Genomic DNA, 11,325 nt, shown 5'->3' with positions numbered 1-11,325 from the left:
TGCACGACACCGTGGGCATCGACCTGGTGGCCATGAGCGTCAACGACGTGCTGGTGCAAGGCGCAGAACCCTTGTTTTTCCTCGACTACTTTGCCTGCGGCAAGCTCGATGTCGATACCGCCGCCGCGGTGGTGGGCGGCATTGCCAAAGGCTGCGAGCTGTCTGGCTGCGCGCTGATCGGCGGCGAAACCGCTGAAATGCCCGGCATGTACCCGGCCGGTGAATACGACCTGGCCGGTTTTGCCGTCGGCGCGGTTGAAAAATCAAAAATCCTCACCGGCGCAACTGTGAAGCCCGGCGACGTGGTGCTGGGCCTGGCCTCCAGCGGCGTGCATTCCAACGGCTTCAGCCTGGTTCGCAAATGCATCGAGCGCGCGGAAAATGCTGGCACCGTGCCCGCCACGCTTGACGGCAAACCCTTCAAGCAGGCGCTCATGGCGCCCACCCGCCTGTACGTCAAGACCGTGCTGGCGGCGCTGGCCGCGCACCCGATCAAGGCGCTGGCCCACATCACCGGTGGCGGCTTGCTGGAAAACATTCCACGCGTGCTGCCTGAGGGCACCGCAGCGCATCTGGTCAAAGGAAGCTGGCCAAAGACCGAGCTGTTCGCCTGGCTGCAAGCCACCGCCGGCATCGACGACATCGAAATGAACCGCACCTTCAACAACGGCATTGGCATGGTGGTGGTGATTGACGCCGCCAACGCGCAAGCCTGTGCCGCCACGCTGCGCGCTGCCGGTGAAACCGTTTATGAAATCGGCGTGATTGCCGAGCGCGGCGACAGCGCCGCCGTGCTGGTGCGCTGATTTTGTGGGGCGGACTTCAGTCCGCCATGGTCGACTGAAGTCGACCCCACAGTAAAAATCTTATGCCATCAACACCCCAGCCCTTGCGCAAGCTGCCCGCCAGCATCTGGGCGCTGGGCTTTGTCAGCTTGCTGATGGATGTGTCGAGCGAACTCATTCACAGCCTGCTGCCGGTGTTCATGGTCACCACGCTGGGCATCAGCGTCTTGGTGGTCGGGCTCATCGAAGGTGCTGCCGAAGCCACGGCGCTCATCGTCAAGGTGTTTTCCGGCGCCTTGAGCGACTACTGGGGCAAGCGCAAGCCGCTCGCCGTGCTGGGCTACGGCCTGGGTGCCTTAAGCAAGCCGCTGTTTGCGCTGGCCACGTCCAGCGGCTGGATCATCACCGCACGGCTGGCGGATCGGGTCGGCAAAGGCATTCGTGGTGCGCCGCGTGATGCGCTGGTAGCCGACATCGCGCCGCCCGAACTGCGCGGCGCCGCTTTTGGCCTGCGCCAGTCGCTCGACACCGTGGGCGCTTTTTTGGGGCCGATGCTGGCCATCGGCTTCATGCTGCTCTGGCAGGACGACTTTCGTGCCGTGTTCTGGGTGGCCAGCGTGCCGGCTGTGCTGTGCGTGGCGCTGCTGGTTTGGGGCGTGCGGGAGCCCGACCGGCCGCTCACCCACAAGCGTATCAACCCGATCAGCCGCGCCAACCTGGCCCGCTTGAGCACGGCCTATTGGTGGGTAGTTGGCGTGGGTGCGGTGTTCACGCTGGCACGCTTCAGCGAAGCCTTTCTGGTGCTGCGCGCGCAGCAAGGCGGCTTGGCGCTGGCCTGGACACCGGTGGTGCTGATCGGCATGAACATCGTCTATGCCGCCTGCGCCTATCCGTTTGGCAAACTGGCCGACAAGATGCGCCACACTGCACTGCTGGGCTGGGGCCTGCTGCTGTTGATCGCCGCCGACTCTCTATTGGCCAGCAGCAACAGCGGCTGGGTGTTCTGGCTGGGCGTGGCGCTGTGGGGCTTGCACATGGCCATGACACAAGGCCTGCTGGCCGCCATGGTGGCCGACACCGCACCCGCCGATTTGCGCGGCACCGCCTACGGCTTTTTCAACCTGCTCAGCGGCGTGGCGCTGCTGGTGGCCAGCGGGCTGGCGGGCTGGCTGTGGCAATTTTTCGGGGCCTCGTTCACTTTCATGGCGGGCATTGGCTTTGCCACCCTGGCGCTGGGCTTGCTGGCGCTGCAGCCGCGCGGGTCGGTACACCCATAAGCAAAGTTCCAGTCATGCCGGGAACTGCCTGGCCACATGCACCACCGCTCGCACAATGAGCGTGCAATCGCGCTCATTCTGGTCGAAATAAACAATGTAGTTTTCATGCGCCACCAGCTCATGAGCGCCAACCACCCGGCTGCTGATTCGACGTGGGAAATTGGGGTCGGTGAGCCGGTCAACTTGCTCGTCAATCAGCAACCACAGGTCGATGGCAGCTGCCGCGTTGTCCCGTGCGATCCAGGCCTCAATGGCATCCAGGTCTTCAAGATATTCCGGGCGACGAACAACTCGCCACGATTTGCAGCTCATTAAGTCTTGCCGGCTAAAAGCGCCTGGCGTTCGGCCCGCTTGGCCGTGCGAACGGTTTCCCATTCGCCTTCAGTCATTGCGGGACGTGGGTCAAGACGGCTGGCATCCACCTTGGCGCGGACCCACCGGTCATATTCGGCAGCACGCGTCAAGGCTTGCGCCCGATCCGGACGACTGCGGCGCGCCAGCTTTGCCTGCTCGGGCTGCCATTGCTCCAGTCGATCCAGCACGATACGACGCACGCCCAGTTTGTGCAGTAACTTGAGGGCACTGTCCACCGTGCCAAACAGCCTGAGTTCCGACTTGCGTGTCTGAACCAGCATGGCAGCACCTGACAAGGTAAGAAATTTCACGGCAAATCGTGATCCTGAAGGCTCAATTTCAACCGACTGCACCGCACCGTGTTCAAACGCAACCTGGAACTCTGATTGGGAAAGTGTTTGCATGGCTGTTCAAATAACATTAAATGTCAGTAGTTTATACGTTGCGTGTTCAACGAACATCAATTTTGACTTGATTTGCCCAAGGTCAACCCAATATGTCACACCATTCAAGTCTTAGACAAAGGGAGTCCCCATGCACCCAGTCCGCCCACCCGCTGTCGCCGGGGCCTTTTACCCAGGGGACAGCCAGACCCTGTCGCACGACGTGCTGGCCATGCTGGCTGCGGCTAAACCATGCGCTGCCAATTCGGCCACTGGGCCCGCCAAGCCGCCCAAAGCCCTGATCGTGCCCCACGCGGGCTACATCTACTCCGGCGCCACCGCCGCGCAGGCCTATGCCCGACTCGCAGCGATGCACCAGACCATCCGGCGCGTGGTGTTGCTCGGGCCGGTGCACCGCGTGCCGGTGCGCGGCTTGGCGCTGCCCGGCGCGGACTACTTTGCCACGCCGCTGGGTCAGATCGAGATCGACCAGGATGCGGTGGCGGCCATCCGGGCGCTGCCGCAGGTGGTGGTGAGCCCGGCCGCGCACGCGCAGGAGCATTCGCTGGAGGTGCAATTGCCCTTTTTGCAATTGGCCCTTGATGATTTCAAGCTGCTGCCGCTGGCTGTCGGTGACGCCACCCCTGCCGAGGTGGCCCAGGTGCTGGATGTGCTCTGGGGTGGCGATGAAACATTGATCGTGATCAGTTCCGACCTGTCGCACTTTTTGCCCTACGCCACCGCCCAGGCCGTGGACCGCGAGACGGTGCAAGATATGTTGCAGTTGCACACCGACCTGAACCACCAGCAGGCCTGTGGCGCCACCCCGGTCAACGGCCTGCTGCTGGCTGCCCGGCAGCACCAGCTGCAGCCGCACTTGTTAGCGCTGTGCAATTCGGGCGACACGGCGGGCGACAAGGCTCGCGTGGTGGGTTACGCGGCGCTGGCCTTTGCCCAGGGAGCAAGCCATGCGCACTGACTCTGCAGTCAATCACGAGCCAGCCGAATCAGATTCCATACCGCACACGGACCTTGAACAGAGAGTTCGTCACTGCGAGCGAAGCGCGGCAGTCTATGCAGTCCGGGGAGATGGATTGCTTCACTGCGTTCGCAATGACGGGGTTGCTCATGAAAAGCTTGGCCAATTGCTGTTGCAAACCGCCCGCTGCGCCATCTCGAGCGCATTGGGGCAAGCCGTGGCGCTGCCTGAACCCACCGGCGAGCTTGCCAATGCGCTGCAAGCCCCGGGGGCGAGTTTTGTCACCCTGAACCAGCGCGAAGAGCTGCGCGGCTGCATTGGCTCGCTGCAAGCGCACCGCCCGCTCATCACCGACATCCAGGCCAACGCCGTTGCCGCTGCCCTGCATGATTCGCGTTTTGCCCCGTTGACCTTGGCGGAGCTCGACATCACCACCGTCGAAGTGTCGGTGCTGTCGGCTATGCAGCCCTTGCCGTTTGCTTGCGAAGCCGATGCGCTGGCGCAGCTGCGCCCGGGTGTGGATGGCGTGGTGTTTGAGTGCGGGCGTTACCGCAGCACCTTTTTGCCGCAGGTGTGGGAGCAATTGCCCAACGCCCGGCAATTCATGGCCCACCTCAAGCACAAGGCCGGACTGGCGCCAGATTTTTGGGCGGCAGAGGTTCGTCTGCAACGTTATACGGTGAGCAAATTCAAGGAAGTCGAGGGCGCGTCATGAAAGTGCAAGCATCCAACTACCCCGCGCGCTACTGGCACAAACTGGACGACGGCCGCCTGCAGTGCGACCTGTGTCCGCGCGACTGCAAGCTGCACGAGGGCCAGCGCGGCGCCTGTTTTGTGCGCATGCGCCAGGGCGAACAGATGATTCTGACCACTTACGGGCGCTCATCGGGCTTTTGCATCGACCCGATCGAGAAAAAGCCGCTCAACAACTTTTACCCGGGCACCAGCGTGTTCTCATTTGGCACGGCGGGCTGCAACCTGGCCTGCAAGTTCTGCCAGAACTGGGACATCAGCAAGTCGCACGACATGGACAGCCTGATGGACCAGGCTTCTCCCGAGAAAATAGCCAATGCGGCGCGGGAAAATGGCTGCAAGAGTGTGGCCTTCACCTACAACGATCCGGTGATATTTGCCGAGTACGCCATGGACACGGCCGACGCCTGTCACGCCCTGGGTCTCAAGACGGTGGCGGTGACGGCAGGCTACATCCATGAGCAGCCGCGGCGCGACTTTTTCGCCAAGATCGATGCCGCCAATGTCGATTTGAAAGCCTTCACCGAAGACTTTTATTTCAAGCTCACCAGCGCGCACCTGCAGCCGGTGCTCGACACCCTGCGCTACCTCAAGCACGAAACCAATGTCTGGCTGGAGCTCACCACCCTCTTGATTCCGGGGCGCAACGACTCCGATGAAGAACTCACGGCGATGTGTGGCTGGATCAAAAAAGAACTCGGGGCCGACGTGCCGCTGCACTTCTCGGCCTTCCACCCCGACTACAAAATGGGCGATGTGCCGGCCACGCCGGTGGCCACGCTGGTGCGCGCGCGCAACATCGCCTTGCAGCAGGGCCTGCACTATGTCTATACCGGCAACGTGCACAACGTCCTGGGCGACACCACCTTTTGCCCCAACTGCAAGGCGCCGCTGATCGTGCGCGACTGGTACCAGATCAATGACTACCGGCTCACAGCCAAGGGCCATTGCCCTGACTGCGGTAGCGCGGTGGCCGGGCGCTTTGATGCGAGCTGCGGCCACTTCGGCCGCCAGCGCATCCCGGTCATGTTGGGCTAGGTCTATCCACCGTCATTGCGAGCGAAGCGTGGCAATCCATGCAGTCGGGAAGTCATGGATTGCCACGTCGCTGCGCTCCTCGCAACGACGTTATCTTCTCAGTAGCTGGCCAGCGGCACCAGCGTGGCGTTCTTGAAGGTATAGACCGTGATCGGGGCCTGCTTCATGTTGCCTTTGTCGTCGTAGGCGTAGGTGCCCATGATGCCTTTGTAGCTGCCTTGGTAAATGACAGCGCCCACTTTGTCCACGTCGAGTGAACCGGCGGTCTGGATGGCCTCGCCAATCAACATGGTCTGGTCATAAAACGGCGCGGCATAGACGTCGGCATCCTGGTTGTAACGCTGCTTGTACTTGGCCTTGAAAGCCGGGCCGGCGGCGGTCTTGTCGAGCATTGAGCCGCCTTGCGCGCAGAACACCACGTCGTTGACCGCGTCACCCGCGAGCTTGCCCATTTCGGGGCTGCACAAGGTGTCGCCGCCGAGCAATTTGGCCTTGATGGCGAGCTGCTGCATCTGGCGCGTCATGGGCGCGGCTTGCGGCGCGTAACCGCCAAAGAAAATGGCGTCCGGGTTTTTGCCCTTGAGGGTGGTCAGGATGGCGGTGAAATCAGAGGCCTTGTCGGTGGTGAATTCCTGGCCGACGATGGTCAGCCCCAGGTTCTTGGCTTCCTTGGTGAACTCCTGGGCCACGCCTTGGCCAAATGCCGTGCGGTCGTCGATCACCGCCACAGATTTGAGCTTCATCACATTGGCGACGTAGCGGGCCATGCCGGCGCCAATCTGGCTGTCGCTGGCGATGATCCGAAACAGGTTTTTGTAACCGCCTTGGGTGACTTTGGGGTTGGTGCCCACGGTGGACATCATGGCGCCACCTTCGCTGTAAACGCGCGAGGCCGGCACCGCCACACCCGAACAATACGGGCCCATGACGAACTTGACGCCGCTATCGACAAATTTTTGCGCCACTTGCACACCGGATTTGGGGTCGCATTGGTCATCTTCGGATTGCAGGACAAATTTGAGTGCCTTGCCGCCGACCGAGATCTTTTTGGCGTTGAGGTCGTCAACGGCCAGGCGCACGCCGTTTTCGTTGTCCTTGCCGGCAAAGGCGTTGGAGCCCGACAGCGGGCCGGTCAGGCCGATGACAACGGTTTGTTCCTGTGCATAAGCCTGGCTGGCAAAGGCAAGGGTCAAAGCGCCCATGAGGGGCAAAAGTGTAGAGGTGAGTTTCATAGGGGTTTCCTGAAAAAGTAATAAATGGTTGTCATTGCGCGCTTGCCGTATCGGCCCGATACCGCACACGGACCTTGAACAGAGACTTTGTCACTGCGAGCGTAACGCGGCAGTCCATGCAGTCCGGGGTCTGGATTGCTTCACTGCGTTCGCAATGACGGAGGGCGGGTTCTCGGTAAATTTCGGATGCTTCATGGTGGTCGCTTGAATGTCATCGGTGTCTCCTTTTTTAAAATCAGCCCATGGTCATGAGCTGCGCGTTGCCGCCTGCGGCTGCGGTGTTGGTGCTGATGCTTTGTTCGTGCATCAGGGCACTCAGATCGTAGTGTGCACCATCGGTCAATTGTGCCGAGGTCAGACTTTCAACCCGCACCAGTGCGCCTGGGCGCTGCGCCACTCGGGGCAGCAAGGCCTGCAAGGCATCGCCGTCGCCCTCGAACAGCATGGCGCTCAAGTGCGTGTCCGCAAGCAATTGCCCGGCGCTGGACAGCTGCACAAACGCTTTGACCTCATCGGGCAACTGGTCAAGCAAGCACGCAACGGCGCTACCACCGGGGGGTGTTTCAAGTCGGCACGGGTTGCCACTGGCCAGGGCTGCCGCCAGCTGATGCAAGAGCCCGACAGCCGTTTGCGGCACAGCCCAAACGGCGCCGCGTGGCAGCAACTGGTAGCGGTTCAGTTCGCCCGTGGGGCCGGGCAGCTTGTAGGCCTGGCCGAGCACCGTGGCAGCCAGATAGGCTTCGCAGGCGAGCACACCTTGCGCAGCGTCCAGACTGCTCAAAACACCCTGCGGCTGTATCAGCGTGGGGCCTTGCAAGCGCGTCAGCAGCAGCTGCAAGGCTTGCAGGCCGACCGGCTCGCCCTGCTGGCGTTCGGCCGGGGTCGGCACCAACGCGCGGGCAGCCGGAGAAACCTTGAGCGCTGTCAGCGCGGGGTTGTTGTGCGACTCGCTGGCTTGCAACAAGCGGTAAAGATACAGCGGTCCGCCCGCCTTTGGGCCAGTACCCGACAAGCCCATGCCGCCAAACGGCTGCACGCCCACCACAGCGCCAATCACGTTGCGGTTCACGTAAATGTTGCCCGCCTGCACCTTTTGTGTGACCTGGGCAATGGTTTCGTCGATGCGGCTGTGCACGCCAAAGGTCAGGCCGTAGCCGGTGGCGTTGATGGCATCGAGCACTTTGTCAAGCTTGTCGCGCCGGTAACGCAGCACATGCAACACCGGGCCGAACACCTCGCGCTGCAGGCGCTCGATGCCATCGATTTCAATCAGGGTCGGCAATACAAAATAACCCTGACCGGCGCTCTCGTCGCGCGCCAGGCGCGTGACCGGCTGGCCGTCGGCCTGCATCAGTGCAATGTGCGCTTCAATTTGCGCGCGCGCTTCTTCGTCAATCACCGGGCCCACATCGGTGTGCATGCGGTCCGGGTTGCCCATGACCCACTCACGCATGGCCTGCTTGATCATGTCGATCACGCGCTCGGCCACGTCTTCTTGCACGCACAACAGGCGCAAGGCCGAGCAACGCTGGCCCGCCGAGTCGAAGGCCGATGCCAACACGTCGCTCACCACCTGCTCGGCCAGCGCCGACGAGTCAACCACCATGGCATTCTGGCCCCCGGTTTCAGCAATCAACGGGATGCTGCGGCCCTGCAAGCTCAGGCGTTGTGACAGGGTTTGGGCAATCAGGCGCGCCACTTCGGTGGATCCGGTAAACATCACGCCCGCCACCAGCGGGTGCGCCACCAGCGCAGCACCCACCACCTCGCCGGTGCCGGGCACCAGTTGCACCGCATCTTGCGGCACACCGGCTTCGTGCAGAATTTTGACCATTCCCTCGGCCACCAGTGGCGTTTGTTCGGCCGGTTTGGCCAGCACGCAATTGCCGCTGGCCAGCGCCGCGGCCACCTGACCGGCAAAAATCGCCAGCGGGAAGTTCCAAGGGCTGATGCACAGCACAACGCCCAGTGGTCGGTGCGTCTGGTTGTCAAAAGTTGCCTCGACTTGCGCCGCGTAATAGCGCAAAAAGTCCACCGCCTCGCGCACCTCGGAAACGGCGTTGGGCAGCGACTTGCCGGCCTCGCGCACGATCAGGCCCAACAACGTTTGGGTGCGCTGCTCCAGCAGGTCGGCGGCGCGCTTCAAACAGGCGGCGCGCTCTTGCGGCGGCGTCACTTGCCAGATTTGCGTGGCACTGGCTGCACGCCTGGCGGCCAGCGCGACCTCTGCGGGGGTGGCCGGGCGCACCCAACCCACCTGGTCGCGCGTGTCGGCCGGGTTGAGCACGGCTTGCCAACCGTCGGCCTGAGCTGCTTGTGGGGCGGACTTGCACCCGCCATGGTCGACTGAAGTCGACCCTACAAGTGACCCTTCAAAACCGCCACCAAAATCCGCCACGGTGGCTGCCGCCATATAGCTAACTTGCGTGCTGCGCAGCAAACCGGCGGCCAGCGATGCCAGTTGCTGCTCATTGGCCAGGTTCAGGCCCGACGAGTTCAGCCGCGACTGCGCACCCAGTTCGGTAAACATCTGCCGTGGCAAGGCAATTTTGGGGTGCGGCGCGCCGAGCTGGCCACATTCCAGCTCGATGGCTTGTGCCTCCTGCACCGGGTCGGCCACCAGCTCTTCGACCTTGACCTTGGGGTCGGCAATGCGATTCACAAACGAAGAGTTGGAACCGTTCTCAAGCAGACGGCGCACCAGGTAGGCCAGCAGCGTCTCGTGCGTGCCCACCGGCGCGTAAATGCGGCAGGGGCGGCCCAACTTGCCTTCACTCACTGGGCCTGTTACCTGCTCATACAGCGGCTCGCCCATGCCGTGCAGGCACTGGAACTCGTACTGACCAGCATAAAAATTTTGGCCCGCCATCTGGTAGATCGAGGCCACGGTTTGCGCGTTGTGGGTGGCAAACTGCGGATAGACCGCGTCCGGTACGGCCAGCAGCTTGCGCGCGCAGGCCAGGTAAGCCACATCAGAATAGACCTTGCGCGTATAGACCGGGTAGCCGTCCAGGCCATCGAGCTGGGCGCGTTTTATCTCGGCGTCCCAGTAGGCGCCCTTGACCAGCCGGATCATCAGGCGGTGGCCGCTGCGCCGGGCCAGGTCGATCAGGTAGTCGATGACAAAGGGGCAGCGTTTCAGGTAGGCCTGCACCACAAAGCCAATGCCGTTCCAGCCTTTCAGGCGTGGGTCGAAACACAGGCTCTCCAACAGGTCGAGCGAGAGTTCCAGCCGGTCGGACTCCTCGGCGTCGATGTTGATGGCAATGTCGTACTGGCGCGCCAGCAGCGCCAGCTTGGTCAGGCGCGGCAGCAGCTCGCCCATGACACGGTCGCGCTGGGCGCGGCTGTAACGCGTGTGCAGGGCCGAGAGCTTGACCGAGATGCCAGGGCCCTCAAAAATGCCACGCCCGTTGGATGCCATGCCGATGGCGCGAATCGACTGCTCGTAAGATGCCACGTAGCGCTCGGCGTCCGCCTCGGTGGTAGCAGCTTCGCCCAGCATGTCGTAGGAGTAGCGAAAGCCCTTTTTCTCGAGCGCGCGGCTGTTGGCCAGCGCCTCCGAGATGGTTTGCCCGGTGACAAATTGCTCGCCCATGAGCTTCATGGCCCGGTGCACACCCTGGCGGATCAGCGGCTCGCCGCCCTTGCCGATCAAGCGGGTCAGTGCGCTGCCCATGCTTTTTTCGCTCGCGGTGGCGGTGAGTTTGCCGGTCAGCATCAGGCCCCAGACGGCGGCGTTGACAAACATCGAGGGCGAATTGCCCAAGTGAGCATGCCAGTCGCCGTGGCTGATCTTGTCGCGAATCAGCGCATCGCGGGTGGCGTTGTCCGGAATGCGCAACAGCGCCTCGGCCATGCACATCAGCGCCACACCCTCCTGGCTGGACAGCGAGAACTCCTGCACCAGCGCCTCCACGCCACCGCTGTCCGTGGTGGCGCGCAGGCCGTTGACCAGTCGGGCTGCGACAACTTCAATCGCCGAGCGCTGCGCCGGGTCGCTCACATGGGCCAGTTGCACCAGCAGCGGCAGGCATTCGGGCTCGGGACGGTGCCAGGCGGCGGTGATGGCGGCGCGCATGTCGGTTTGCGGCAGCACGTTTTGCGCCCAGTCGAGGAAGGGTTGCGGCGCAGCAAAGGGGGCTGCGCCAGGTGTCGCCAACGCGTCAGGTTCATCCAGTTCAGACGACTCGGAAGAGTAGGTTGCACCTGCGCCTGTCAGCGGGGGCGACTGACCTCGCTCGACGTCCTCCACATATTGCATCACTGCCTGCTTGATGAGCCAATGCGGGGTTTTACCCTGCACCATGGCCGCCGCCTTGATGCGCTCGCGAAGTGATTCATCAACCTTGATACCTAGCGTGACAGTAGCCATGAGTGCGACTCTTTAAAAAGTAAGTTGCGCCTATTTTATTTATAGTGCAACCTATTTGAATAAGGGCTTACCCTTGGGTTGCATCTTTGGCCCTGGGCAGCCATCGGCCCGGGGGCGGGCCTCCCACAAAGCAGGGTCCCGCCTCCTGT

9 protein-coding genes are annotated in these 11,325 nt (G+C 62.5%); 5 read left to right on the top strand and 4 right to left on the bottom strand.

Annotated elements, in window-relative coordinates; genetic code table 11:
- Together purM and IBX54_RS08515 are read left to right on the top strand one after the other, a co-directional pair.
- The coding region (gene purM / locus IBX54_RS08520) for a phosphoribosylformylglycinamidine cyclo-ligase (RefSeq protein WP_296542242.1) at nucleotides 1-806 on the top strand (806 nt) is incomplete at its 5' end.
- 62 nt (nucleotides 807-868) lie between these two features.
- A complete protein-coding gene (locus IBX54_RS08515) occupies nucleotides 869-2,062 on the top strand; it encodes an MFS transporter (protein WP_296542241.1) in 1,194 nt (397 codons plus the stop codon).
- Nucleotides 2,063-2,074: 12 nt separating this feature from the next.
- On the opposite strand, the gene IBX54_RS08510 is transcribed toward IBX54_RS08515, so the two are convergent.
- Together IBX54_RS08510 and IBX54_RS08505 are read right to left on the bottom strand one after the other, a co-directional pair.
- Nucleotides 2,075-2,374 (bottom strand): type II toxin-antitoxin system RelE/ParE family toxin, encoded by a 300-nt coding sequence (locus IBX54_RS08510; RefSeq protein ID WP_296542240.1) that lies wholly within the window; start codon nucleotides 2,372-2,374, stop codon nucleotides 2,075-2,077.
- Complete coding sequence (locus IBX54_RS08505; RefSeq protein ID WP_296542239.1) at nucleotides 2,374-2,727, bottom strand: hypothetical protein; 354 nt, start codon at nucleotides 2,725-2,727, stop codon at nucleotides 2,374-2,376. Before IBX54_RS08505 ends, IBX54_RS08510 begins: the two co-directional genes overlap by 1 nt.
- Nucleotides 2,728-2,950: 223 nt before the next feature.
- Between IBX54_RS08505 and amrB the strand changes: the two genes are divergently transcribed.
- From amrB to amrS, 3 genes are all read left to right on the top strand, one after another.
- The gene (amrB, locus tag IBX54_RS08500; protein WP_296542237.1) at nucleotides 2,951-3,778 is read left to right on the top strand and encodes an AmmeMemoRadiSam system protein B; all 828 of its coding nucleotides are present in this window, start codon (nucleotides 2,951-2,953) and stop codon (nucleotides 3,776-3,778) included.
- A gap of 172 nt (nucleotides 3,779-3,950) precedes the next feature.
- A complete protein-coding gene (amrA, locus tag IBX54_RS08495; protein WP_296542236.1) occupies nucleotides 3,951-4,493 on the top strand; it encodes an AmmeMemoRadiSam system protein A in 543 nt (180 codons plus the stop codon).
- On the top strand, nucleotides 4,490-5,569 hold the full coding sequence (gene amrS, locus IBX54_RS08490) for an AmmeMemoRadiSam system radical SAM enzyme (protein WP_296542235.1): 1,080 nt from the start codon (nucleotides 4,490-4,492) through the stop codon (nucleotides 5,567-5,569). The genes amrA and amrS overlap by 4 nt, the downstream gene beginning before the upstream one ends.
- 98 nt (nucleotides 5,570-5,667) lie before the next feature.
- Here amrS and IBX54_RS08485 read toward each other — a convergent pair whose 3' ends face one another.
- Together IBX54_RS08485 and putA are read right to left on the bottom strand one after the other, a co-directional pair.
- Nucleotides 5,668-6,801 carry a branched-chain amino acid ABC transporter substrate-binding protein gene (locus tag IBX54_RS08485; protein WP_296542234.1) on the bottom strand — a complete coding sequence of 378 codons (1,134 nt, stop codon included), beginning with the start codon at nucleotides 6,799-6,801 and terminating at the stop codon, nucleotides 5,668-5,670.
- A gap of 235 nt (nucleotides 6,802-7,036) precedes the next feature.
- Nucleotides 7,037-11,176: a trifunctional transcriptional regulator/proline dehydrogenase/L-glutamate gamma-semialdehyde dehydrogenase gene (gene putA / locus IBX54_RS08480; protein ID WP_296542233.1), complete on the bottom strand. Its 4,140-nt coding sequence runs from the start codon at nucleotides 11,174-11,176 to the stop codon at nucleotides 7,037-7,039.
- Between the last annotated feature and the right edge of the window lie 149 nt (nucleotides 11,177-11,325).

The sequence above is a fragment of the Rhodoferax sp. genome, assembly GCF_014859475.1.
Lineage (GTDB): Bacteria > Pseudomonadota > Gammaproteobacteria > Burkholderiales > Burkholderiaceae_C > Rhodoferax.
Note: the sequence above shows the minus strand (reverse complement) of the source record. Positions and strands in the feature narration are given on the sequence as shown.